Origin of the sequence: Mycolicibacterium aromaticivorans JS19b1 = JCM 16368, assembly GCF_000559085.1 — a bacterium.
Lineage (GTDB): Bacteria > Actinomycetota > Actinomycetes > Mycobacteriales > Mycobacteriaceae > Mycobacterium > Mycobacterium aromaticivorans.
This window is the reverse complement of record NZ_JALN02000001.1, coordinates 5,225,577-5,247,200: the sequence shown is the minus strand read 5'-3', so window position 1 is coordinate 5,247,200 and position 21,624 is coordinate 5,225,577. Positions and strand designations below refer to the sequence as shown.

The following is a 21,624-nucleotide window of genomic DNA, read 5'->3' as shown; positions in this document are numbered from 1 at the left end:
GACAACAGTGAAGGGATGGATATTGCTGCAGCACGCGCTCGTCGTGGCAGCCGCCCTTGCCGGTGCGGTGTTCGCGGCCATCGGCATCGTGGTCCGTCAGCGGGCGACCATGGATGTCCCCCGCGATCAGGGTGTGAGCACCGTGATGTTGTCGACGCTGTTGCGCCGCCGGCTCTGGTGGGCAGGCACCGCGTCCGCGGTGACGGGGTATGCGTTCCAGGCGATCGCACTGGCATATGGCTCCCTGCTGCTGGTCGCCCCACTCATGGTGTCCGCGTTGCTGTTCGCGCTGCCGCTGAGCGCGCGGCTGGCGCACCGCCGGGTGTCCCGCGGCGAATGGGGCTGGGCGATGCTGCTCACACTCGCGTTGGCGGTGTTCGTGTCGCTGGCCCGGACCAAGCCCGGCGACTACGACGGCGCGACGTTGCCCGCTGTGGTGGTGGCCGGGGTCAGCCTGCTGTTCGTGGCCGGCTGCCTGCTGGTGGGGATGCGGCTCTCGGACTGGCGCCGGGCGATCCTGCTGGCGGTCGGTGTCGGCGTTCTGTTCGGCGTGGTGGCGGTCCTGACGAAGCTCGTGATGCACGCCGTGCGCGAGGGCGACATGGGGCGGCTGTTCACCTCGCCGGTGCTGTACGTGGTGATCGTCGTCGGCGTGGTGGCCACTCTGCTGCAGCAGTCGGCCTTCCACGCCGGCTCGCTGCGGGCCTCGGTCCCGGCGATGCTGGTCCTCGAACCGGTGATCGCCGTGCTGATCGGTGAGGTGGTGCTGGGCGAGCACCTCGCGGTGACCAAGCCGGTCGCGGTCGTGCTGGCCGTCGCCGTCGGAGCCATGGCCGCGGCCACCATCGCCCTGGGACGCGACGAAGGCGCCTGGGAAGAGGAGCTCGAAGCGGCGTCGGCCAGGACCCGCCGGGACGGTTAGTTAGCCCGCCCAGGGACCGATGCCGCCGACGGCATCGATCCGGATCCGGGTCAGGTATCCCGGCGGGGCGTCGTCAGGTGGGAACACCACGTTCTCGTCGGTGATCATCACCGCGGCGAGCTCCCGCAGAACCTCGGGCGCGCCGCCTTCCACGATGCGCGCGGTGCCGGTGACCGACAGATACGGCCGCATGACGGCGCCCGGCTCGGTCGAGACGACGGTGAGCGCCACCCTGCCGTCACGGCGCACGTTGCGGACTTTCTTGTGCTCGGACAGGTGGGCTGTCACCAATTCGTCGCCGTCCTCGCCGGACTGCACCGCCACCCACACCAGCGACACCTGGGGGCTGCCGTCCGGATTCAGGGTGACCAGCGTGGCATCGGCACCGGAGCCGATCAGAGCGCGTGCCGCATCGTTGAGCTTCATGTGGCGTGCAACACCGTACGGGGCGAGGCATTCCCGGGCATCGGCATGATGGTGTGGTGACACTGTCAGCGGATCCGCTCGCTCAGATCGCCGGGAGTCCACCGGGTCCGGCCGTCGGCGCGTTCTTCGACCTGGACGGCACCCTGGTCGCCGGTTTCACCGCGACCGCGCACGCCGGCGACCGGGTCCGCCGCGGACAGGCCCGGATCGGCGAGGTGCTCGGCGTGATCGAGGCTTCGCTGCGCTACAAGCTGGGCCGCATGCAGTTCGAGCGGCTGCTGGTGCGCGCAGCGGGGTATCTGCGCGGCGAGTCATTGGCCGAGCTCGACGAGATCGGCGAACGGCTTTACACCGAGCAGGTGGAGGCGCGCGTGTACCCGCTGATGCGCGAGATCGTCGCTGCGCATCAGGAACGCGGGCACACCGTCGTGCTCAGCTCGTCAGCGCTGACCATCCACGCCGAGCCGGTGGCCCGCGCGCTGGGGATCGACGACGTCATCTGCAACACCTTCGAATTGGACGACGCCGGCCGCCTGACCGGGAACATCACCAGGCCGATCGTCTGGGGACGCCAGAAAGCCGCTGCGGTGCAACGGTTTTGCGAAGCGAACGAGGTCGGCCTGGCCGACAGCTACTTCTACGCCGACGGCGACGAGGACGCTCCCCTGATGCGGCTGGTCGGCCATCCCCGTCCGGTCAATCCGCGGCCGGGCCTGGCCGCGAAGGCCGCGGCGAGCGACTGGCCGGTGCTCCGGTTGTCGATCCCCGGCCGCCGCAGCGGTGCGGCCAATGCGATCGGACACTTCCCCGCGCTGGGACGGGCCGCGCTGGGCGCGGCGTTCGGCTCCCTGGCGATGAGGACCCGCCGCAGCAGAGGTTAGGGCATCGCGCGATGCGGGACGTCGGTGATCAGGCCGCCGTCGACGACGTATTCCGAACCGGTGGAGAACGACGACTCGTCACTGGCCAGGAACACGATGAAGGTGGCCACTTCCTCGGGCTTGCCAGGACGGCCCAGCGGGGCGCTGACCATGTCCTCGGGAAGGTGCTTGGTCATCGGTGTGCGGATGAAGCCCGGGTGCACGGAGTTGACCCGGATGTTGTCCGACGCCAATTCCAACGCAGCGGATTTCGTCAGGCCGCGCAGGCCCCACTTGGACGCCACATAGCTGTGCACCCACGAGGCGCCACGCATGCCCTCGATGGACGACACGTTGATGATCGAGCCGCCGCCGGCCGCCTTCATCGGCTCGAGCACCGCCTTGATGCCCAGCAGCGCGCCGGTCAGGTTGACGTCGAGGACCTTCTTCCACCGCTCGACGTCGAGTGACTTCAGCGGCGCGACCTGGACGATGCCCGCGTTGTTCACCAGCACGTTGACCGTGCCGAACTCGGTGACGGCGGTCTGGACGGCAGCCTCCCACTGGTCGGCGTCGCTGACATCGAGATGTACGTAACGCGCGGCGTCGCCGAGCTCGTCGGCGAGTTCCTTGCCCTTGTCGTCGAGGATGTCCCCGATCACGACCTTGGCGCCTTCGGCGACCAGCATCCGCGCGTCAGCGGCGCCCATCCCCTGTGCGCCACCAGTGATGATGGCTACTTTGTCGTCTACGCGTCCCATGAGCCGACAGGCTACCGGTAGCTCTCGCCGCGAGGTAGAACCTGTTCCAGTTTCGGCGCCGAATGCGCATACTGAACGCACCGCACACCCCAGCATGAGGAGAACTTATGGCCATCCGCGTTGCCCACATCGGCACCGGAAACGTCGGTCGGATAGCGCTGTCCGAGTTGATCGAGAACCCCGGGTTCGAGCTGACCGGGCTGTGCGTGTCGGCCGACGAGAAGGTGGGCAAGGACGCGGGTGAATTGGCCGGCCTGGACGTCACGACCGGGATCCTGGCCACCAAAGACCTCGACGCGGTGCTGGCGACCGAACCCGAGTGCGCGGTCTACTGCGCGATGGGCGACAACCGGATGCCGCAGGCCATGGAGGACGTCCGCAAAATCCTGGCCGCCGGGATCAACGTCGTCGGCTCGGCGCCGGTGGTGTTGCAGTACCCGTGGCACGTGATGCCCGACAAGTACATCGAACCGCTGGAAGAAGCCGGCCGCCTTGGCAATTCGAGCATCTACATCAACGGCGTCGACCCGGGCTTTGTCACCGACCTCATCCCTCTGGCGTTCGCCAGCACCTGCCAGAGCATCGAGCAGGTGCGCTGCATGGAGATCGCCGACTACGCCACCTACGACGGCGCGATCGTGATGTTCGACGTGATGGGGTTCGGCAAGCCGCTCGACGAGGTGCCGATGCTGTTCCAGCCCGGCGTGCTGGGCATCGCCTGGGGCTGCGGCATCCGCCAGCTCGCCGCGGGACTCAACATCTCGCTGGACTCGATCACCGAGAGCTACGAACGTGAGCCCGCCCCGGAGGCATTCGACGTCGCCGCCGGGCACATCGCCAAGGGCGGGGTCGCCGCGGTGCGCTTCGAGATCAAAGGCATGGTGGGCGACCACGCGGCCATCGTCGTCGAGCATGTCACCCGGCTGCGCGAGGATCTGCGGCCGGACTGGGCGCAGCCTGCGCAGCCCGGCGGGTCCTACCGGGTGGAGATCACCGGCGAGCCGTCCTACACCGTCGACATCTGCCCGACCAGCACGAGAGGCGATCACAACTACGCCGCGATCGCCGCAGGCGCGGGCCGCATCGTCAACGCCATCCCCGCGGTGATCGCCGCCCCGCCCGGAATCCGCACCACGCTGAACCTGCCGTTGGTCTCCGAGGTGGAGTTGTTCGCCAAACCCTGACGCATGCGCATCGGACCGCGTTTGACCAGATCGCCACCGGGGTAGTCCCCGCAGCGATTCGACGGATGCGTAAGGAGACGGACATGTCGGTGCGTCGTGTGGTTCTGCTGGTGGGTGCGGTGCTGCTGGTCGCCGGTGTCATCGCGATGCTGGTGCCGGTGTCGACCCCGGACGGCAATGGCGGCAGCATCGGCTGCGGAAACGCCATCTCGGCCGACCTGTCGTCGGCGCGCGCGGCCAATGACAAGAACGTCGTCGCCAATGTGCCGATTCTGAACCAGCTTGTCCCGCACACCGACTTCGTCGCCCAGTGTCAGTCCGCGGTGTCCTCGCGGCGGAGTTGGTCGATTCCGCTGGCCGTGGTCGGCCTGCTGGTGGCGGGCGGCTCGCTGCTGGTCGGCAGCCGACGAGGAGTCGGCTCGACGAGCTAGCCGACGAGGAGTCGGCTCGACGAGCTAGCCGACGAGGAGTCGGCTCGACGAGCTAGCCGACGAGGAGTCGGCTCGACGAGCTAGCCGACGAGGTACCAAGACCTAGGGCCGGTAGCCCGGAACGATCAGCGTGCCTGGGTAATTCACGTAGTACGACAAGCAGATCGGGCTGTGCCGGCAGGCAATGATCGCGCCGGCGTCGGGCGCCGCGCCGATGGTGTGATTGCCCCGGGCAGGCAGACCGCAGTTCACCACATACGGGTTGAGCGGCACGACGCCGTTGGTGCAATCGGAACCTGAGTTCGCGGAGGCAACGCCCACGGGCGCGAGCGCCGCCGTCAGAGCGGTGGCAATGCCGAGCAGTGCGACGCGCCGCATTCGAAGTGATGAGACAACCATGGCTGCACCCTCTCGCCGACTGTAAGCCGACACCGCCAACGGTACTCCGCCACGAGCCGACTTGACCGGCTCTCGCTGGGGTGATTGCGCCGATAGGCATTCGTTCGCGCAGCGATGGCGGATACCTGCAACTCGCACGTCCGGCGCGTACTAAACTAGAACACGTTTCAGTCTGCCTACGCCCCACGCTTGAAGGAGCCGGTCCATGCGCACTCCCCTCTGCGACGACCTCGATATCGAATATCCGATCTTCGCGTTCACCCACTGCCGCGACGTGGTCGTGGCCGTCAGCAAGGCCGGCGGCTTCGGCGTGCTCGGCGCCGTCGGGTTCTCCCCCGAACAGCTCGAGATCGAGCTCAAGTGGATCGACGAGAACATCGGCGACCATCACTACGGCGTCGACATCGTGATACCCAACAAGTACGAAGGCATGGACTCGACGGACCTGTCCCCCGAGGTTCTGAAGAAGACGCTGAACGACCTTGTGCCGCAAGAGCACATCGACTTCGCCAAGAAGGTTCTCGCCGACCACGGTGTGCCCGTCGAGAACAGCGACGACGACGCCATGGGGCTGCTGGGGTGGACCGAGGCGACCGCGACGCCGCAGGTCGAGGTGGCACTCAAGCATCCCAAGTGCACACTGATCGCCAATGCGCTGGGCACTCCGCCGGCCGAGATGATCAAGCACATCCACGCCGAGGGCCGCAAGGTCGCCGCGCTGTGTGGGTCGCCGTCGCAGGCGAAGAAGCACGCCGAAGCCGGCGTGGACATCATCATCGCCCAGGGCGGCGAGGCCGGCGGGCACTGCGGTGAGATCGGCTCGATCGTGCTGTGGCCGCAGGTCGTCAAGGCGGTGGCACCGGTGCCGGTGCTGGCCGCCGGCGGTATCGGCAGCGGCCAGCAGATCGCCGCGGCGCTGGCGCTGGGCGCCCAGGGCGCGTGGACCGGTTCGCAGTGGGTGATGGTCGAGGAGTCCGAGCACACCGACGTGCAGCACGCCGCATATGCCAAGGCCGAGAGCCGCGACACCGTGCGCAGCCGCTCGTTCACCGGCAAGCCCGCCCGCATGCTGCGCAACGACTGGACCGAGGCGTGGGAGAAAGAAGGCAACCCCAAGCCACTCGGAATGCCGTTGCAGTACATGGTTTCCGGCATGGCCGTGGCCGCAACGCACAAGTACCCCAATGAGAGCGTCAACGTCGCGTTCAACCCGATCGGACAGGTCGTCGGTCAGTTCACCAAGGTCGAGAAGACCGCCACGGTGATCGAGCGCTGGGTGCAGGAGTACCTGGAGGCCACCACCCGCCTCGACGAGCTGAATGAAGCGGCGTCCGTCTGACCGCATTCACAACGCATTCAGGGCGAGAATCTTGGTGATTTCTCGCCCTGATTGCGTTGGCGCCGGCTAGCTGGCCGGGTAGAAGTCGTTCCCGTTGCCCCAGTCGCCGGAATGCATCGATCCGGGCTGCCAGCCCTGAGCTCCCAGGCAGAGCATGGGCAGCCCGTCAGGAGACTGCGCCGCAGCCTGCGAGCCCGGGCACGGCGAGCCGACGGCTTGCACACCGTAGATCTTGGGTGAGAGCACCCAGAAACCCACACCCTCCGGCGGCCGGTCCATGCCGATCGGCGACTGGCCGGGGATCCAGCGGCAGAGCAGCGGCTCGCCACCGGGGCCGCGGCCGAACGCGAACCGGTCCCACTGATAGCACGGTGCGCTCAGGTAGGCCTCGTAGTTCATGCCCGGCGGATCGCCTGGGAACGGCCCGTGGGGTTCATCGGCGGCGGCACTCGGTGCCACGGCCAGCGCCGCTGCAGCGACGGCTGCTGCGATGACGAATTCGCGGAGCATCTATCCACCCTCTAGGTCTCTTGCACTGGGCCCCGTGCCCCCGGCAACCCTCTCGGGTGAGCCTAACTGCTGTTGCGGGTGTGTCTGCGGTGAACTCGGAAAGGCGCGTGAGTCCCGGTCGGAGCTCACCGACAGCAGCCTTTGCTCTCGCCGACTGCTCAGCCCGCACCGAAGCTTGCTAAGCTGCCCGGCGATTACGTCGTCGGGGGTGAAGATGACGACGGGAGAAACCAGTGGGTGGAGCGCGCGGCGCCAAATGCGTTGCTGCTACCGGTCGAGATGTCCTTTTCGGGCCTGAAATCGTGCTGACGGTCCGATCCTGTGCGGGTGTCGACCGGTGGCGGCTTGCGGTTTCCGGCGACAGGTGTTCGACCCATCAGCAACAATCGCGGGGTAACGGCAGTTACGGTTTGTGCGTCGGAGCAGGCGTCGAAACGCTCGAGGAGTTGCGCTGATGGCAGAGGCCCAGTTCCGGGTCGCGGTGGGTTCCGATCTGGAGTCGCCACAGGTGGTTGCCGCCGGTGAGATCGACCTCGCCAATGTCGGGCAGTTCCAGGACGTGGTGGCCAAGGCCGCCACCGGATCTGCCGCATTGACCGTCGACCTGTCCGACGTCACCTACTGCGACAGCGCGGCGGTGCGTGCGCTGTTCGCCGTGGCCGCCACCGCCGAGCTCACGATGATCATCGCGGCCGAAGGCCCGATCAAGACCTTGCTCGGCATCTCCGGCCTCGACCGGGTGGCCACCGTCATCACCAAGGAGTGAGTCGCACACCATGCCCGTCCCCGAGTTCCACCGGCGCGACCTGTCCCAGCAGGAATTGTTCGACCGGATTCTCGAACGCGTTCATCTCGACCTGCCTCATGCGGTCGGCTTGGCCATCACCGTGCATGATCGGCGCCTCGACGAGGACGAGGTCACCGTACTGGCCGCGCGCGGCTACGGCGGCGAGATCGTCGAGGCGCAGCTGGCCGGGCTCGGCGGCCCGGTGATCGACGCTTTCGTCCACCAGATGCCGGTGCTGAGCCTGGATTTGTGGGCCGACGAGCGCTGGCCCGAGCTGAGCCTGCAGGCCATGGACGGCCGGGTGCCCGAACACAGCGCGGCCTGGCGTGAGGTTCGTGGAGCGGTGTCGGTGCCCGGGGTGTGGAAAGCCGACAGCACGGTCGTGTTGTCCTGCGCGCTGGACCGGCCGTCGACCGCCACGACAGTGACCACTCTGATCGGCTATGAGCAGCTGGTGTCCGCGGCCATGGTGTCGGCCGGCGCCGAGGATGCGACCGCCACCGCCGACATGCTCGCGGTGCTGCAGTCGCGCGGAGCCATCGAGCAGGCCAAAGGCGCGATCATGGGGCGGCTGATGTGTGACGCCGACACCGCGTGGGCCACTCTGCGCCGAGCCAGCCATGAATCGAATGTGAAGCTCCGCTCACTGGCGGTGGCCTTGGTGGAACACATCAGCGGTGCACCGGCCGAGCAGCCCGCGGCCGGTTCGCCGATCGTGCCCACCGACCAGGCCCGCCAGGCCGCCGGCTTGTTGTGGGCGGTGCTGACCCACGAGTCGACGCCGGCCCAACCGGCTGAACCAGCGAGCTGAGCGGCGTGACGGGCATCTCCTGCGATTGGTCCGGAGAAACGCCGCTGCACAGCACAGAAAACGCCCTCTGAGGTGGTTCGCTTAGGCCATGTCAGCTCACGAACCTCACACCACCCCGCCGTCGCGCTGGTTGCCCTGGCTGGGAGTCGGCGGAGCACTGACGGCGGTCGGACTGGCGATCGCGGTGACCGCGACCTCCGGCTCGTCTGACACGCTGCCCGTCGCCCAGGCCGCACCGACGACGCTGTCGACGACGGCCAGCACGACACCGACGACCGCACCATCGGCCGCGACAACCTCGAGCGCGCCGGTGTCGTTCACGGCCGATTCACGGGGCTACGTCGACACCGGCGCACGGTGCGACGAGAAGCAGACTCTGATGGCCTACGGGCGCACGTCGAAATCGCTGGTGGTGATCTGCGTGAACGCCGACGGCGGACTGGAGTACCGCGGCGTTCGCCTGTCGGACAACGCTCCCCTGCACCTGCCGATCACGCGCAGCTCCGACGGAACGCTGGTCGCGGTGAACGACGGTGTCACGTACGCCGTCTCGCCCACCCAGATCCTGGTGTCCTCGGGAGACGACGTCATCTACAAGGACTCGTGGATCGAGTTCAAGGCGGCCAGCTTCTCGCCGGCCAGCACCTCTGGCACCGCGAGCAGTTCGGCGAGCGCGACGACGACGGTCAGCACGACAACCGTCACGGTGACGACATCGGCGACCCCGACGACGACGAAGCCCGCCGGCTGACGCTCAGGTGTTGCGGCCGCCGTTCACGCCGAGGATCTGGCCGGTGATGTAGCCGGCCTCTTCGGAGATCAAAAACGCGCATGCCGCGGCGATGTCCTCCGGTTTGCCCATCCGGCGCACCGGTGTGGCATTGATGGTGGCCTGGATGTCACCCATGTTGCCGCGGGCTTCGGCCTTACGCAGCATCGGGGTGTCGATGAACCCGGGCGGCACCGCGTTGACCGTGATACCGGCCGGACCATATTCCAGCGCAAGGCTTTTCGTCAGACCGTTGACGCCGGACTTCGCCGCGACGTAGGCCGACATGTAGGGCACGCCGGAGTGGGTGCTCGACGAGGAGATATTGACGATGCGACCCCAGCCGGCTTCGATCATGTCCGGCAGGACGGCCTGGATGGTGTGGAAGACACCGTGCAGGTTGATGTCGATGATGTTCTGCCACTGCTCGAAGGACAGATCGAGGAAGCGCCGGAAGCTGTCCTTGCCGGCAGCATTCACCAGGATCGTGACCGGCCCGAGGGTGGAGTGGATCTCGGCGAGCGCAGCATCGATCTGCGCGCGGTCGGTGACATCGGCGACGTACGAGTGTTCGGGCTCAGCGGGATTGAGGTCGATGATCGCCACAGTGTGGCCGTCGGCGCGCAAGCGCTCCGCCACTGCCGCACCGATTCCCGAACCACCACCCGTCACCAACGCCGTCTTCGAGGTGGACATAGGTTTCCCCTTTCCGGCGGGCTGACCGCCTGATGAACGAAAGATGCTGGAAAATCAGGACGTTCGGCGCGGTGCACGCAGGCCGAGTGCCCGCCGGCCCGCGTCGACGAGCTGGGCGTGCAACCACTCGTCGTCGGCTGCACGTTTCGGATCGGCCGATCCGGCGATTCCGGCGAAGACGAACTGCGCCCGCAGATACCCGCCCGGGCCGGGGTGGACATCGGCGAGCAGCGCCATCTGGCGCGAGATCATCTGCGTCCAATCGCGGTTGGCTTTCAGGACGGTGTGCACGCTCGGGTCGGACGCCAGCACCGAGACCAGCATCGGGTTCTGCACGGCCAGGCGGGCGTAGCCGTTGAGCATGCGTTCGGCCCGGGCCTGCACGCCGCGTTGCTTCTCCGCATCATCGACCACCGCGGACAGCTTGTCGATGATCGGCTCGAGGATCGCGGTCAACAACTGCTCGCGGGTCCGAAAGTGGTGGTAGATGGCGGCTTTGGTGAAGCCGAGCTCGTCGGCGATCATCTGCAGCGAGGTTCCGGCGAAGCTGTGCCGAATGAACAGCGCGATGGCCGCGTCGATCAGCCGCTGCCGGGTATCGGGGGCGGCGGTGGAGTCGGGGGTGGCTGCGGCGACTGCGCTCATCGTCGACTCCCTTCGCAATCCAACTTTACGATCGGCTAGTAAACTACCATACGATCGGCTAGCATTCTCCTTGCCGATCGTATAGGCCATACCGTGACATGAAGGGATTCCTCAGTGACCGACGTAGACGCCGTCAACTTCTTCACGGATCGCGGTCTGGTCGCTGATCCATATCCGTATCTGGAGGCGCTGCAAGCACGTTGCCCGGTCTCGAGGGAACCGCACCACGGCGTGTGGATGGTCACCGGATGGGAAGAAGCCACCGAAGTCGCCGGCGACGCCGACCGTTTCTCGTCCTGCATCGCGGTGACCGGCCCCTTCCCCGGCTTCCCGGTTCCCGTCGAGGGGCGCGACGACGTCCCGGAACTCATCGCCCGGCACCGCGACGAACTGCCCTTCTACGACCAGTTGCCGGCGCTCGATCCGCCTGTGCACACCGATCACCGCGCCCTGCTGATGCGGCTGATCACACCCAAGCGTCTCAAGGAGAACGAAGAGGCGATGGGAGCGATGGTCGACCGCGCGCTCGACGACTACCTCGTCGGCAGCGGCGGCGAGCTGATTGCCGGCTTCGCCCAGCCGTTCACGCTGATGATCATCGCCGACCTGCTGGGCGTCCCCGACGCCGACCGCGACGAGTTCGTCAGGGAGATGGCCAGCGGCGCGCACCACGGCGGCGGCATCGGCAGCGTCAAGGGCGAAAGCCTGGCCAAGTCCCCGCTGGAGTATCTATACGACAAGTTCAGCGCCTATATCGAAGACCGGCGAGCCAACCCTCGCGGCGACGTGCTGTCCGAGATGGCGGCGGCGACGTTCCCGGACGGCTCGGTGCCCGATCCGGGCGACGTCGCCCGGGTGGCGGCCAACCTGTACTCGGCAGGCCAGGAAACCACCGTCCGGCTGCTCAGCGCCGCGCTGCAAATTCTGGGCGACAACCCGGAATTCCAGGCGCAGCTGCGGGCGGACCGTTCTACGATCAGCAACTTCATCGAAGAAGCGCTGCGCTACGAGAGCCCGGTCAAGGGTGACTTCCGGCTCTCCAAGGAACCGGTCACCCTCGGTGGGGTGGACGTCCCGTCGGGCTCCACACTGATGGTGGTCCAGGCCGCCGCCAATCGCGACCCGCGCCGCTTCACCGATCCGAACACCTTCGACCCGTCCCGCTCAAATGCCCGGCAGCACATCGCGTTCGGGCGAGGCATCCACACCTGCCCGGGTGCCCCACTGGCCCGGGCCGAGGCGCGGGTGGCGCTGATGCGCCTGCTCGATCGCACCACCGACATCCGCATCAGCGAAGAACACCACGGACCCGCCGGTGCGCGGCGGTACACCTACGTGCCCACCTACATCCTGCGTGGGCTCACCGAACTGCATCTGGAGTTTGATCTCGCATGAAAGCCCACATCGACGACGGACGTTGCCGAGGCCACGGCGTGTGCACCACCGTCTGTCCGGACGTGTTCGCGATGACCGACGACGGCTATGCAGAGGCGATCGTCGACGAGGTGCCCGCGGGGCTCGAAGACAGGGCCCGCGAGGCCGCCGAGGCGTGTCCGGAGAATGCCGTCATCCTCGATCAATAGTTGACGATCGAGCGCCAATAGTCCTCGGGTATCTCGGCATTCGCGCGCAGCATCATCGCCAGACCGGTGGCCATCGCCACGCCGAGCAGTCCGAGCCAGAGCCCGAACAGACCGACCACCGTCCAGATCGCGACGGTCACCGCGGGCCATGGTGACGCCAGGGTCAGCAGTGGGGCGAAGAAGAAGCCGGCGCCGACGAACCATGCCGAGCCGGTGCGATCGGACCTCAGCACGAAACCGAGCCAGCGCGGAACCGGATGTGGATCACTGTGCCGTGTCATGCTCTCCACGCTCCCGCGCCGAGGTAGGCAGCGCAATTACCTGCGGGGTAATGGCGTGGCCCCGCCGCCTGGGAGATGCTGGCGGAATGGGCAGCACCGCATTCGGGGACCTGTTGCGCGACTGGCGGCGCCAACGCCGGCTCAGTCAACTCGACCTGGCGCTGGAAGCCGACGTCTCGGCCCGTCACGTCAGCTTCGTCGAGAGTGGACGCTCCACACCGAGCCGCGCCATGGTGCTCAGGCTGGCGGACGCCCTGGCCGTCCCGGCCCGCGAGCAGAATCACCTGCTGCTGGCCGCCGGGCTGGCGCCGGCGTATGCCGAGCGGAGCTTCGACGACCCTGCGATGGCGGCCGTCCGGGCCGGGGTCGACCGGGTGCTCGCCACCTACGACCCGTATCCCTGTCTGGCGGTGAACCGCAATTGGGATGTGCTGCAGATCAATTCGGGAACCGCCGTGCTGCTGGAGGGGGTCGCTCGGCATCTCCTGGAAACCCCGAACGCCCTGCGGATCACGTTGCATCCCGACGGCCTGGCGCCGCGCATCCGCAATCTGGCGCAGTGGCGGCATCACGTGCTGAGCCGATTGCGCCGAGAGGCAGGCCCCGGACGCCGCTCCGGCCTGCTGGCAGAGCTCGAGTCCTACCCGGGCGGCGAAGACGTGTCGACCGATCTCGGCGGCGTCGCGGTCCCGCTGGAGGTCGACCGCCTCGACGGGCTGCCGCTGACGTTCCTCTCGATGGTGACGACATTCGGAACGGCGCTCGACCTGACCGCCGCGGAGCTGAGCCTCGAGGCCTTCCTGCCTGCCGACGAGACCACCGCCGAGGCGCTGAGACCGATGTAATGCCCGTGATAGAACACGTTCTAGTTGCGAGTTTCCTCAACCCGCACCCGAGGCCTCCGTGCGTGGTGTAGGCATGGATCACCGGGCACTAGATCACGTCGTATGGAGGTGCGCTTTTTATGCCCAGTCCGAACCTGCCCCCCGGCTTCGACTTCACCGACCCCGACCTGAACAACGAGCGGTTACCGGTCGAAGAACTCGCCGAGCTACGCCGCGTCGCACCGATCTGGTGGAACGAACAGCCGCGAGGCGTCGGCGGTTTCGACGACGACGGCTACTGGGTCGTCAGCAAGCACAAGGACGTCAAGGAGATCTCTCGGCGCAGCGACGTGTTCTCAAGCCTGGAGAACACCGCACTGCCGCGTTATCCGGACGACGCCGCCGTGTCACACAAGGACACCGGCCAGTTCATCCTGCTGAACATGGACGCGCCGCGGCATACCCATCTGCGCCAGATCGTCTCCCGGGCATTCACACCGCGGGCCGTCGAGACGTTGCGTGCGAACCTGCACGAACGCGCCCAGGCGATCGCCAAAGCGGCTGCCGCGCAGGGTTCGGGCGACTTCGTCGAACAGGTCTCCTGCGAGCTGCCACTGCAGGCCATCGCCGACCTCATGGGCGTACCGCAGGACGAACGCAAGAAGCTCTTCGACTGGTCCAACCAGATGGTCGGCGAAGCGGATCCCGAGTTCCACCGCAACGACCCGCAGGGCGCCGCCGGTGAGCTGATCATGTACGGGATGCAGATGGCAGCCGACCGGACGGCGAATCCCGGCGACGATCTGGTGACCAAACTGGTCCAGGCCGACGTCGACGGACACAAGCTGTCCGACGACGAGTTCGGCTTCTTCGTGATTCTGCTGGCGGTGGCGGGCAACGAGACGACGCGCAACTCGATCACCCACGGCATGACAGCCTTCGCCGATTTCCCCGACCAGTGGGAGCTCTACAAAGCCCAGCGCCCGGTGACCGCGGTCGACGAGATCGTCCGGTGGGCAACCCCGGTCACGTCGTTCCAGCGGACGGCTCTGGACGACGTCGAACTCTCGGGTGTGCAGATCAAGAAGGGCCAGCGGGTGGTGATGTCCTACCGCTCGGCCAATTTCGACGAAGAGGTGTTCGACGATCCGTTCACGTTCAACATCCTTCGCGACCCCAATCCGCATGTCGGCTTCGGCGGTACCGGCGCGCACTACTGCCTCGGGGCCAACCTCGCCAGGATGACGATCGATCTGATGTTCAACGCGATAGCCGACCACATGCCGGATCTGACTCCGCTGTCGAAGCCGGAGCGGCTGCGGTCCGGCTGGCTCAACGGCATCAAGCACTGGCAGGTCGACTACACCGGGGCCGGCGCAAGCAAGTAGCTTGTGGCACAAGCCGATACAGTCGAGGCGTGACCGATACCTCCTGGACACTGACCGCCGCCGAGGGTGAACTGCAGATATTCACCGGAGTCGGGGGGCCTGCCGCCAAGATGGGGCACCGCCTGACCATCACCTTTGCGTCCTGGCAGGCGCAGGTCCAGTGGCGCGGGGACGCCCCGGTCGCGGCCCGACTGGTGGTCGACGTCGACTCGTTGCAGGTCGTCAGGGGTGAGGGCGGCGTGACACCGCTGACCGGACCGGAGAAGGGTGTCGTTCGCTCAAACGCGCTGAAGTCTCTGGACGCCAAGAAATTTCCGCAGATCACCTTCGACGCCGAGAACATCAGCGCGAAGCCGGGCGGCTATCACCTGGACGGCCCCGTTGCGATTCACGGCACGACGCACCCACAATCGGTCGATCTGGCCGTCGAGGAGCGCGACGGGATGTGGGTGATGTCCACCGAGCTGCCGGTGGTCCAGACCCAGTTCGGGATCAAGCCGTACTCGCTGTTCATGGGGACGCTCAAGGTGGCCGACGAGGTCAAGCTGACGTTTACGGCGCGCCACCCCAAGTAGCCCGCCACTGGTCTGACCACTTGACCTCTGGTGGGGAGCCGGGCATGCTGGCGGCATGGCACTGCAGCCGGTGAGCCGGCGTTCCGTACCCGAGGATGTCTTCGAGCAGATCCTCGCCGACGTCCTCAGCGGCGAGATGCAACCGGGCGAACCGCTTCCCAGCGAGCGCCGGCTGGCCGAGGTACTCGGAGTCTCACGGCCCGCTGTGCGCGAGGCGCTCAAGCGGGTCGCCGCCGCGGGCCTCGTCGAGGTCCGGCAAGGCGACGCGACCACGGTCCGGGACTTCCGCAGACATGCCGGTCTGGACCTGCTCCCCCAATTGCTGGTGCGCAGTGGGCAACTCGACGTATCGGTGGCCCGCAGCATCCTCGACGCGCGCCTGCACAACGGGCCCAAGGTGGCCGAACTGGCCGCCCTGCGCCACCCGGACGGGCTGGCCGATCTGCTCGAACAATCGATCGTCGCGCTCGAATCCGCCGACGACCCGCTCGAGCAACAGCGGCATGCGCTGGCGTTCTGGGATCACATCGTCGACGGCGCCGACTCCATCGCATTTCGGTTGATGTTCAACACATTACGGGCTGCCTACGAGCCGGCACTGCCCGCGCTGGCCACCCTGATGGCCGCCGAGGTCGGGCAGACCCAGGCCTACCGCGCCGTAGCCCGCGCCATCGGTGCGGGCAAATCGGACGAGGCGGTCACAGCCGCCCGCGAACTGCTGGAACCGGCCACCGCCGCTCTGGTGATGGCCCTGACCGCACTGGAGGAACAACAGTGAGTGCATCGACCAGCGGTCGCCGCGGTCTCACGCTGGCCGACGCGGGCCGCGAATTCTGGCGGCATCCCACCCCGTGGCTGTTCCTCGTGGCGCTGACCGCCGCCGTGATCGCCCGCGTCGCGGTCGGCGGCTGGCGGCTCGGCGACGCGCTGGTACCGTTGGCGATCGCTGCGGCATTCCCCTTCCTGGAGTGGACAATTCACGTCTTCGTCCTGCACTGGCGGCCACGCCGCATCGGCCGGTTCACCCTCGACCCGCTGCTCGCCCGCAAGCACCGCGAGCATCACATCGCCCCGCGCGACGTGGCCCTGGTGTTCATCCCGCTGCCGTCGGCCATCGGTGCGGTGGCCTCCGCGATGGTGATCGCGCTGTGGCTGTTCCCCCGCACCGGGATGGGGCTGACATTCCTTGTGGTGACGCTGACCTGCGGGCTGCTCTACGAATGGTGCCACTACCTGGTGCACACCGATTACAAGCCGAAAACCGCTGCCTACCGCGTGATCTGGCGCGATCACCGATTGCATCACTTCAAGAACGAGCACTACTGGTTCGGGGTGACCACACCGGGCACCGCCGACCGGGTGCTGCGCACCTATCCCGATGCGACCTCGGTACCGACCTCGCCGACAGCCAGGGACCTGCATGCGATCGACGCGGGAGGCCCTGCCGCAGTTACGCGTTGATGACGACCGGGTCCCCGATGTGGACCTGGTTGAAATACCACGAGGCGTTGTCCGGGCTCAGGTTGATGCAGCCGTGGCTGACATTCGCGTAGCCCTGCGAACCGACCGACCACGGCGCGGAGTGCACGTACACCCCGCCCCAGGTGACGCGGACGGCGTCGTTCACGGTGAGCTTGTAGCCCTCCGGGTCACTCAGCGGAATGCCGATGGTGCGCGAATCCATCACGACCGAGGACTGCTTCTCCAGAACGTTGAAGCTGCCCACCGGGGTCGGGTGCTTGGGCTTGCCCATCGAGGCCGGCATCTGACGTGCCACCTGGCCGTCGATGCTGACGGTGAAAGTATGCGCCGAGATGTCGGCGACTCCGAGTACCACCGCCCCGGTGCCGAACGTCCGCGGAATCCCGCCGGCCATCATGGTGATCTCGGAATGCGCAGGCCAGTACTGGTCGGGCACGAACTGCACGGTCTTGTCGTCGAGCCAGTCGAACCGGCCGGCCACCGAGGCCGGTGTGGTCACGCTGATCGTCTGCTGGGCCGCCCACCGGTCGGTGATCGGCTTGGTGAACGTCACGGTGATCGGCATTGCCACTCCGACGACCTGCCCGTTGGTGGGCTGAACGGACGCGACTGTCGCGCCGTCGACGGAGGGCGCGACGGCAGCTGTGCTGGTTTGCACCGAAGCCGCCAGTGAAAGCATCGCGATCCCTGCGACGGCGATTGCGCGTCGAACTGCTTTGGCCATGGCTCGGAGTCCTCACGTGGGCGAACAGCAAAGTGAAAGTGTAGATGTTCCGCTCGGCGGCGCCTGCCAAACATGTGGTGACATGCCGTAACTGCGCCCCGTGGGCGACACAACGCGAGCAATGGTCACACGTCAGCGAAAGCCGGGCGACTATCCCCCGTGGACGCGCTCCCAGATGCGCTGCCGCAACGTCTGCTTCGGCTGGTTCACCGGTGGCACCGTGGCCACGACCGGCGGGGCCGCCGCGGGTTCGACCGGCGGGAGTGCCTCTGGATTGGCGTCCACCGCGGCGGGCGGCGCCTCGGGCGGCGGTGCGGGCACGTTCATCGTCATCGCGACCACCGGGGCGTTGTCGAAGACAGGCTCGCTGGCGGGTTGCGGCGCCTGAGCCGGGGGTGACCCGTCGTCGGCACCCGCGAGCGCCTCAGGCGCGGGGGCTTCCGGCGCGGTGACCGGACGCAGCGAGGGCGTCTCCGCCGTGTTGACCACGTCGCGGTGCACGGGGCGCGCCCCGTGGTCGGGCAGCAGTTCGAGGCCGACAGCCACCGACGCGGATACCACGAACGCCACCACACCACCGGCCAGCAGGGCCGTTGCGCCACGCAACGCCACCGATTCGCGGCGGCGGGCCGGCGGCGGCACCGGGATGTCGAAGAGGTGATCGTCGAGCACACCGATGCCGTTCACTGAGGCCAGGGCCGCGCCACGGGCCAGCGCCAATTCGGCCTCGGCGGGGGCGAAGACCGGGATGCCGAGCATCTGCTCGAGACTGCGCGCGATCGGCTCCAACCCGTCGCCCGAGCCCAACAGGACCAGGCCGTCGGGCTGCCATTCGCTGGCGCCCAGGAGCTCAGACAGCCAGTCGATCAGGTCCTCGTCGGTTTCCAGGGCGTAACTGACCGCGGTCTGCACCGTGCCCTCGTGCGCATCGACGATCAACGCGACGATGGCCTCCGGCTCGACGACGCAGACGGCCGTGACGTCGGATCCGATGACCTGTCCGATTCCCCGCGCGAACGCCTCGGTGGCCTCGGGCAGCCGGATCGGGATCACGTTCGCGAAGCCGCAGTCGGCCAGCGAGTCGAGCAACAGCGAGGCCTCGACGGAGGCGTCGTCGCTCCACGTCACACCGATGGACTGCAGGCGCTGACCGCCCGCGATGGCCTGTGTGCGCGACAGCGCTTCGGCGACGAACTCCGAGGTGGTCACGGGGCTGAACCCGCCGCGGCGCACCTCGAAGGCGTCATGGCCCTTCGTTGCGCCTTCGGCTCCGTCGCCTTCGACCAGGACGAGGCCGACGGTGGTCGGGGTCATCGACAGTCCCAGGACGGTCTCCAACTTCAAGCACTCCTCTCCGGTGCAGACTTCGCTGGCCTCCCACGGCACGCGCAGAGGCACCGATGGCCTGATGGGCGTACTCCGCTGGAAGCGCCGGAAGCGAACCGGGACAGCGTGGTCGTCTTCGATCTCCGTGGAGCCTACCCGCGCCCGGCCCATACCGGCGAATGAGCGCTTTTTGGTCCCGCTACGGCGACGATGCGATAACGGTGGAGTCGAACACGTCGACGAGGAGTGCGGCGCCGGTCAGGACTGGTGTAGCGGCAGCGCGGCGACAAGCGGGGTGTCCACCCCGACCGGGCCGAGTTCGCAGGCCCCGCCGGGATTGCCGATCGGGGCGTCGCGGCCCGGCAGGACCTCGGTGAAGAAGGCTGCGTTGTCGGCGAGGAACTTCTTCTCCTCGACGGGCAGGTCCGATTCGAAGTAGATCGCGTCGACCTCGCACAGGATCCGGCAAGCGCCGCATTCGACGCATTCGACGGGATTGATGTACATGGTCCGGTCACCCTCGTAAATGCAGTCGACCGGGCATTCCTGCATGCAGGCCTTGTGCTTGACGTCGACACACGCACTGCTGATCACGTAGGTCATGAACAGATTCTATGTGTGACCCGGCGTACCAGGTACGGGTTGAAGGCCTCGGATTCAGGGACCAAAGTCCCTATCACGGCCACCCGGGCGCCGCGGACGACGACTGGGATCCGCCCAGGTCAGCGACGTACCGACGCGGTGATGTCCACCCACCCGGTGGCATCTCTGCGGTGATCGGTGGTGTTCCGGCATTCTCCGTAGATCTGCATCGTGGCGCGGGTGCTGCGGTCGTCGTTGCGGAAGTAGATGACGGTCACCCCGTCCCTGGTGAAGGTCCGCCCACCGGGGTGTCGATTCGGCGGCATCGCCTCGGCCCAGCCGGCGGTCCGCATGGCGGTCGCGATGGCATCGAAGTACTTCGGTGTCTCCAGGACCCCCGGCACATCGAAGTTGAGGTAGATCGCACCCTGGTACGGCGGCTCGTCGGCATTCGTGCACGACATGAGCAGATAGCTGGCGCTGACGTTCGCGAGCTTGCCGGCGCCGGAGATCTCGCGCGCAGGCCCGAGTACCTGCGCCCTGGCCTGATCGTCGGTCAGCGGCTGGGCCACCGGATCGACCGCCGCGCCACGCAGGTCCCGAAAGTGGTGCAGCGCAACGAAACTCAAACCCAGTATCAGACTGACCAACAGCGCTGCGCCGATGAGTAGCACTGCGGGCCGAGAGCGAAGGGCGGTCGCGGCAGGCATGTCATCACGATAGTGACACCGAGCAAAGGACCTATGGCCCTACGAGGTGTGGCCTTCGGCCCACGACGGTGGGCCGATCGGACCCGTAGCGTCGCAGTCGACATCGTGATGCTGGCGCACGCCGGGGGATGCGTCGCGGTGGTGCCCTATCACCCTAGGGGTGAAGCCTGGGGCTGGCCGAACCGTCAGCCCTTGGCCAGGGTGAACTGGCAGATGTCGGTGTAACCCTCGCGGAACAGCTCAGCGCAGCCGGTCAGGTACTTCATATACCGGTCGTACACCTCGCGGGATTGCAGGGCTACCGCTTCTTCCTCGTTCTTTTCCAGTGCCGCGGCCCAGATCTCCAGAGTCCGGGCGTAGTGCAACCGCAGTGGATGGACGCGGTTGACGATGAATCCGGCGCGGGTCGCGTGCTCCTGAACATCGGTCACCTTGGGCAGGCGGCCACCGGGGAAGATCTCGTCCATGATGAATTTGAAGAACTTCAGGTGCCGCATGGTGATCGGCATGCCGCGCGCCGCGAAATCTTCATCGCTCGGCAAGACGATGGAGTGCAACAGCATCACTCCGTCAGTGGGCAGCGCGTCATAGGCCATCGTGAAGAAGGCGTCGTAGCGGTCGTAACCGAAGTGTTCGAAGGCACCGATGGACACGATGCGGTCAACTGGCTCGTCGAACTGCTCCCAGCCCTCCAGCAGAACTCGCTTGGACCGCGGGCTGGTGGACTCGTCGAAGAGCTGCTGAACATGGAGAGCCTGATTTTTGCTCAAGGTCAGGCCGACGACGTTGACGTCGTAGGACTCCAGCGCCCGCATCATCGTCGCGCCCCAGCCGCAGCCGATGTCGAGCAATGTCATGCCGGGCTGGAGTCCGAGCTTGCCCAGCGACAAATCGATCTTCGCGGTCTGCGCCTCTTCCAGCGACATGTCGTCGCGTTCGAAGTAGGCACAGCTGTAGGTCTGGGTCCGGTCCAGGAACAGCCGATAGAAATCATCGGACAGGTCGTAGTGGTGCTGCACGTCGTCGAAGTGCGGCTCCATATGCGGCGTTTTCCCGGGTGTATTCAAAGCTCGATGTCCTGTTCTTGCGTCTGCACTCCGGTCCACCCCCGCGAGACCAGTCGCACTCCCCTCGTGACGTATCCCGGGTAGCCTACGCGACCGCGCTCGAACTCCCCACTTGAGCAAACTGGCAGGGAGCTGGGTGTCAGCTGTTACGAGGTTTTGTCCGCGTCCTCGTTTTTGCCGTATATGGGCTGTCCTTCCTCGTCAAGCCAGTCGTTGACCGCGGTGCCGGTCACGGTGTTGTCCGATCCTGGCAACACTGCGGTGGGCCGATCCTCATAAGCCGTCATCATTTCTTTAGCTTTTGCCTTCGCGTTTTCGTCCGGCACCGGCTTTTCACCTTCCGGCTGCCGTTCGTCGGTTCTTTCGGAGCGTTCTGGAGTGCTCACGATCGGATTCCTTCGCGTTCGATGCCGGGGGACGTGATGCTGGAACCGGACTGCCCACAAATGTGATCCACCAAACAGCAGCACGGCGCTCAGCAACGCCGGGAGCGGCCAAAAGGCCATCCGAATGTCATATACGCGGCTTTTCGGGCAAAGTTG

Annotated in this window: 29 protein-coding genes; 15 read left to right on the top strand and 14 right to left on the bottom strand. The window is 66.8% G+C overall.

What is annotated here, in order from left to right; translation table 11 throughout:
* Nucleotides 1-22 precede the first annotated feature (22 nt).
* Nucleotides 23-922 carry a DMT family transporter gene (locus Y900_RS25105; RefSeq protein ID WP_036347759.1) on the top strand — a complete coding sequence of 300 codons (900 nt, stop codon included), beginning with the start codon at nucleotides 23-25 and terminating at the stop codon, nucleotides 920-922.
* Here Y900_RS25105 and Y900_RS25100 read toward each other — a convergent pair whose 3' ends face one another.
* The gene (locus tag Y900_RS25100; RefSeq protein WP_036345148.1) at nucleotides 923-1,348 is read right to left on the bottom strand and encodes a PPOX class F420-dependent oxidoreductase; all 426 of its coding nucleotides are present in this window, start codon (nucleotides 1,346-1,348) and stop codon (nucleotides 923-925) included. It abuts the gene before it with no gap.
* Nucleotides 1,349-1,401: 53 nt separating this feature from the next.
* Between Y900_RS25100 and Y900_RS25095 the strand changes: the two genes are divergently transcribed.
* Nucleotides 1,402-2,229 carry an HAD family hydrolase gene (locus Y900_RS25095; protein WP_036345147.1) on the top strand — a complete coding sequence of 276 codons (828 nt, stop codon included), beginning with the start codon at nucleotides 1,402-1,404 and terminating at the stop codon, nucleotides 2,227-2,229.
* On the opposite strand, the gene Y900_RS25090 is transcribed toward Y900_RS25095, so the two are convergent.
* Complete coding sequence (locus tag Y900_RS25090; protein ID WP_036345146.1) at nucleotides 2,226-2,969, bottom strand: glucose 1-dehydrogenase; 744 nt, start codon at nucleotides 2,967-2,969, stop codon at nucleotides 2,226-2,228. The two genes, Y900_RS25095 and Y900_RS25090, sit on opposite strands and share 4 nt — an antisense overlap.
* Nucleotides 2,970-3,076: 107 nt before the next feature.
* Between Y900_RS25090 and Y900_RS25085 the strand changes: the two genes are divergently transcribed.
* Nucleotides 3,077-4,153: an NAD(P)H-dependent amine dehydrogenase family protein gene (locus Y900_RS25085; protein ID WP_036345145.1), complete on the top strand. Its 1,077-nt coding sequence runs from the start codon at nucleotides 3,077-3,079 to the stop codon at nucleotides 4,151-4,153.
* An 83-nt stretch (nucleotides 4,154-4,236) separates the two neighbouring features.
* A complete protein-coding gene (locus Y900_RS25080) occupies nucleotides 4,237-4,584 on the top strand; it encodes a hypothetical protein (RefSeq protein WP_036347757.1) in 348 nt (115 codons plus the stop codon).
* A gap of 102 nt (nucleotides 4,585-4,686) precedes the next feature.
* Here Y900_RS25080 and Y900_RS25075 read toward each other — a convergent pair whose 3' ends face one another.
* Nucleotides 4,687-4,962: a hypothetical protein gene (locus Y900_RS25075; RefSeq protein ID WP_237752641.1), complete on the bottom strand. Its 276-nt coding sequence runs from the start codon at nucleotides 4,960-4,962 to the stop codon at nucleotides 4,687-4,689.
* A 226-nt stretch (nucleotides 4,963-5,188) separates the two neighbouring features.
* On the opposite strand from Y900_RS25075, the gene Y900_RS25070 reads away from it, so the two are divergent.
* Nucleotides 5,189-6,322, top strand: coding sequence for a nitronate monooxygenase (locus tag Y900_RS25070; RefSeq protein ID WP_036345143.1), 1,134 nt, complete (start codon nucleotides 5,189-5,191; stop codon nucleotides 6,320-6,322).
* 66 nt (nucleotides 6,323-6,388) lie between these two features.
* Here the strand turns inward: Y900_RS25070 and Y900_RS25065 are convergent, their stop codons facing one another.
* Nucleotides 6,389-6,832, bottom strand: a complete 444-nt coding sequence (locus Y900_RS25065) for a hypothetical protein (RefSeq protein WP_036345142.1) — start codon at nucleotides 6,830-6,832, stop codon at nucleotides 6,389-6,391.
* Between the two features lie 454 nt (nucleotides 6,833-7,286).
* On the opposite strand from Y900_RS25065, the gene Y900_RS25060 reads away from it, so the two are divergent.
* Nucleotides 7,287-7,598, top strand: a complete 312-nt coding sequence (locus tag Y900_RS25060; protein ID WP_051660254.1) for an STAS domain-containing protein — start codon at nucleotides 7,287-7,289, stop codon at nucleotides 7,596-7,598.
* A 10-nt stretch (nucleotides 7,599-7,608) separates the two neighbouring features.
* Nucleotides 7,609-8,430: an ANTAR domain-containing protein gene (locus tag Y900_RS25055; protein WP_036345141.1), complete on the top strand. Its 822-nt coding sequence runs from the start codon at nucleotides 7,609-7,611 to the stop codon at nucleotides 8,428-8,430.
* A gap of 105 nt (nucleotides 8,431-8,535) precedes the next feature.
* On the opposite strand, the gene Y900_RS30490 is transcribed toward Y900_RS25055, so the two are convergent.
* Nucleotides 8,536-8,751, bottom strand: coding sequence for a hypothetical protein (locus tag Y900_RS30490; RefSeq protein WP_051660253.1), 216 nt, complete (start codon nucleotides 8,749-8,751; stop codon nucleotides 8,536-8,538).
* Between Y900_RS30490 and Y900_RS25050 the strand changes: the two genes are divergently transcribed.
* Nucleotides 8,741-9,181 carry a hypothetical protein gene (locus tag Y900_RS25050; protein ID WP_051660252.1) on the top strand — a complete coding sequence of 147 codons (441 nt, stop codon included), beginning with the start codon at nucleotides 8,741-8,743 and terminating at the stop codon, nucleotides 9,179-9,181. The two genes, Y900_RS30490 and Y900_RS25050, sit on opposite strands and share 11 nt — an antisense overlap.
* A 3-nt stretch (nucleotides 9,182-9,184) precedes the next feature.
* Here the strand turns inward: Y900_RS25050 and Y900_RS25045 are convergent, their stop codons facing one another.
* Both Y900_RS25045 and Y900_RS25040 read right to left on the bottom strand, forming a co-directional pair.
* Nucleotides 9,185-9,895, bottom strand: coding sequence for an SDR family NAD(P)-dependent oxidoreductase (locus Y900_RS25045; RefSeq protein ID WP_036345140.1), 711 nt, complete (start codon nucleotides 9,893-9,895; stop codon nucleotides 9,185-9,187).
* 54 nt (nucleotides 9,896-9,949) lie between these two features.
* Nucleotides 9,950-10,540: a TetR/AcrR family transcriptional regulator gene (locus Y900_RS25040; protein WP_036345139.1), complete on the bottom strand. Its 591-nt coding sequence runs from the start codon at nucleotides 10,538-10,540 to the stop codon at nucleotides 9,950-9,952.
* A gap of 114 nt (nucleotides 10,541-10,654) precedes the next feature.
* Here Y900_RS25040 and Y900_RS25035 point away from each other — a divergent pair, with 114 nt between their 5' ends.
* On the top strand, nucleotides 10,655-11,935 hold the full coding sequence (locus Y900_RS25035) for a cytochrome P450 (protein WP_036345138.1): 1,281 nt from the start codon (nucleotides 10,655-10,657) through the stop codon (nucleotides 11,933-11,935).
* On the top strand, nucleotides 11,932-12,123 hold the full coding sequence (locus Y900_RS25030) for a ferredoxin (protein WP_036345137.1): 192 nt from the start codon (nucleotides 11,932-11,934) through the stop codon (nucleotides 12,121-12,123). The genes Y900_RS25035 and Y900_RS25030 overlap by 4 nt, the downstream gene beginning before the upstream one ends.
* On the opposite strand, the gene Y900_RS25025 is transcribed toward Y900_RS25030, so the two are convergent.
* A complete protein-coding gene (locus Y900_RS25025) occupies nucleotides 12,117-12,404 on the bottom strand; it encodes a hypothetical protein (RefSeq protein ID WP_036345136.1) in 288 nt (95 codons plus the stop codon). The genes Y900_RS25030 and Y900_RS25025 overlap by 7 nt on opposite strands.
* Before the next feature lie 86 nt (nucleotides 12,405-12,490).
* Here Y900_RS25025 and Y900_RS25020 point away from each other — a divergent pair, with 86 nt between their 5' ends.
* The 5 genes from Y900_RS25020 to Y900_RS25000 all read left to right on the top strand — a co-directional run bounded on the left by Y900_RS25020 (nucleotide 12,491) and on the right by Y900_RS25000 (nucleotide 16,652).
* Complete coding sequence (locus tag Y900_RS25020; protein ID WP_036345135.1) at nucleotides 12,491-13,249, top strand: helix-turn-helix domain-containing protein; 759 nt, start codon at nucleotides 12,491-12,493, stop codon at nucleotides 13,247-13,249.
* Between the two features lie 119 nt (nucleotides 13,250-13,368).
* Nucleotides 13,369-14,616 (top strand): cytochrome P450, encoded by a 1,248-nt coding sequence (locus Y900_RS25015; protein WP_036345134.1) that lies wholly within the window; start codon nucleotides 13,369-13,371, stop codon nucleotides 14,614-14,616.
* 29 nt (nucleotides 14,617-14,645) lie between these two features.
* Nucleotides 14,646-15,191 (top strand): YceI family protein, encoded by a 546-nt coding sequence (locus Y900_RS25010; protein ID WP_036345133.1) that lies wholly within the window; start codon nucleotides 14,646-14,648, stop codon nucleotides 15,189-15,191.
* Nucleotides 15,192-15,246: 55 nt separating this feature from the next.
* Nucleotides 15,247-15,969 (top strand): FadR/GntR family transcriptional regulator, encoded by a 723-nt coding sequence (locus tag Y900_RS25005; RefSeq protein WP_036345132.1) that lies wholly within the window; start codon nucleotides 15,247-15,249, stop codon nucleotides 15,967-15,969.
* Complete coding sequence (locus tag Y900_RS25000) at nucleotides 15,966-16,652, top strand: sterol desaturase family protein (protein ID WP_036345131.1); 687 nt, start codon at nucleotides 15,966-15,968, stop codon at nucleotides 16,650-16,652. Before Y900_RS25005 ends, Y900_RS25000 begins: the two co-directional genes overlap by 4 nt.
* Here Y900_RS25000 and Y900_RS24995 read toward each other — a convergent pair.
* The 6 genes from Y900_RS24995 to Y900_RS24970 all read right to left on the bottom strand — a co-directional run bounded on the left by Y900_RS24995 (nucleotide 16,642) and on the right by Y900_RS24970 (nucleotide 21,468).
* Nucleotides 16,642-17,397 (bottom strand): L,D-transpeptidase, encoded by a 756-nt coding sequence (locus Y900_RS24995; RefSeq protein ID WP_036345130.1) that lies wholly within the window; start codon nucleotides 17,395-17,397, stop codon nucleotides 16,642-16,644. The genes Y900_RS25000 and Y900_RS24995 overlap by 11 nt on opposite strands.
* Before the next feature lie 150 nt (nucleotides 17,398-17,547).
* The gene (locus tag Y900_RS24990; protein WP_157838274.1) at nucleotides 17,548-18,795 is read right to left on the bottom strand and encodes a DUF7159 family protein; all 1,248 of its coding nucleotides are present in this window, start codon (nucleotides 18,793-18,795) and stop codon (nucleotides 17,548-17,550) included.
* Between the two features lie 186 nt (nucleotides 18,796-18,981).
* Nucleotides 18,982-19,326 carry a ferredoxin gene (gene fdxA, locus Y900_RS24985; RefSeq protein ID WP_036345129.1) on the bottom strand — a complete coding sequence of 115 codons (345 nt, stop codon included), beginning with the start codon at nucleotides 19,324-19,326 and terminating at the stop codon, nucleotides 18,982-18,984.
* A 119-nt stretch (nucleotides 19,327-19,445) separates the two neighbouring features.
* Nucleotides 19,446-20,015 (bottom strand): lipoprotein LppJ family protein, encoded by a 570-nt coding sequence (locus tag Y900_RS24980; protein WP_131536275.1) that lies wholly within the window; start codon nucleotides 20,013-20,015, stop codon nucleotides 19,446-19,448.
* Between the two features lie 185 nt (nucleotides 20,016-20,200).
* On the bottom strand, nucleotides 20,201-21,055 hold the full coding sequence (locus tag Y900_RS24975; RefSeq protein WP_036345128.1) for a cyclopropane mycolic acid synthase family methyltransferase: 855 nt from the start codon (nucleotides 21,053-21,055) through the stop codon (nucleotides 20,201-20,203).
* A 173-nt stretch (nucleotides 21,056-21,228) separates the two neighbouring features.
* Complete coding sequence (locus tag Y900_RS24970; protein ID WP_051660250.1) at nucleotides 21,229-21,468, bottom strand: hypothetical protein; 240 nt, start codon at nucleotides 21,466-21,468, stop codon at nucleotides 21,229-21,231.
* Nucleotides 21,469-21,624 lie beyond the last annotated feature (156 nt).

Bases quoted from the DNA above. Each gene is read 5' to 3' on its own strand.
- Y900_RS25025 (WP_036345136.1), bottom strand. From the start codon at position 12,404: ATGACACGGCACAGTGATCCACATCCGGTTCCGCGCTGGCTCGGTTTC.
- Y900_RS25080 (WP_036347757.1), top strand. From the start codon at position 4,237: ATGTCGGTGCGTCGTGTGGTTCTGCTGGTGGGTGCGGTGCTGCTGGTC.
- Y900_RS25015 (WP_036345134.1), top strand. From the start codon at position 13,369: ATGCCCAGTCCGAACCTGCCCCCCGGCTTCGACTTCACCGACCCCGAC.
- Y900_RS25100 (WP_036345148.1), bottom strand. From the start codon at position 1,348: ATGAAGCTCAACGATGCGGCACGCGCTCTGATCGGCTCCGGTGCCGAT.
- fdxA (WP_036345129.1), bottom strand. From the start codon at position 19,326: ATGACCTACGTGATCAGCAGTGCGTGTGTCGACGTCAAGCACAAGGCC.
- Y900_RS25070 (WP_036345143.1), top strand. From the start codon at position 5,189: ATGCGCACTCCCCTCTGCGACGACCTCGATATCGAATATCCGATCTTC.
- Y900_RS25055 (WP_036345141.1), top strand. From the start codon at position 7,609: ATGCCCGTCCCCGAGTTCCACCGGCGCGACCTGTCCCAGCAGGAATTG.
- Y900_RS25005 (WP_036345132.1), top strand. From the start codon at position 15,247: ATGGCACTGCAGCCGGTGAGCCGGCGTTCCGTACCCGAGGATGTCTTC.
- Y900_RS24975 (WP_036345128.1), bottom strand. From the start codon at position 21,055: ATGGAGCCGCACTTCGACGACGTGCAGCACCACTACGACCTGTCCGAT.
- Y900_RS25060 (WP_051660254.1), top strand. From the start codon at position 7,287: ATGGCAGAGGCCCAGTTCCGGGTCGCGGTGGGTTCCGATCTGGAGTCG.
- Y900_RS25030 (WP_036345137.1), top strand. From the start codon at position 11,932: ATGAAAGCCCACATCGACGACGGACGTTGCCGAGGCCACGGCGTGTGC.
- Y900_RS25085 (WP_036345145.1), top strand. From the start codon at position 3,077: ATGGCCATCCGCGTTGCCCACATCGGCACCGGAAACGTCGGTCGGATA.
- Y900_RS25065 (WP_036345142.1), bottom strand. From the start codon at position 6,832: ATGCTCCGCGAATTCGTCATCGCAGCAGCCGTCGCTGCAGCGGCGCTG.
- Y900_RS25045 (WP_036345140.1), bottom strand. From the start codon at position 9,895: ATGTCCACCTCGAAGACGGCGTTGGTGACGGGTGGTGGTTCGGGAATC.
- Y900_RS24980 (WP_131536275.1), bottom strand. From the start codon at position 20,015: ATGCCTGCCGCGACCGCCCTTCGCTCTCGGCCCGCAGTGCTACTCATC.
- Y900_RS25075 (WP_237752641.1), bottom strand. From the start codon at position 4,962: ATGCGGCGCGTCGCACTGCTCGGCATTGCCACCGCTCTGACGGCGGCG.
- Y900_RS24995 (WP_036345130.1), bottom strand. From the start codon at position 17,397: ATGGCCAAAGCAGTTCGACGCGCAATCGCCGTCGCAGGGATCGCGATG.
- Y900_RS25090 (WP_036345146.1), bottom strand. From the start codon at position 2,969: ATGGGACGCGTAGACGACAAAGTAGCCATCATCACTGGTGGCGCACAG.
- Y900_RS25020 (WP_036345135.1), top strand. From the start codon at position 12,491: ATGGGCAGCACCGCATTCGGGGACCTGTTGCGCGACTGGCGGCGCCAA.
- Y900_RS25040 (WP_036345139.1), bottom strand. From the start codon at position 10,540: ATGAGCGCAGTCGCCGCAGCCACCCCCGACTCCACCGCCGCCCCCGAT.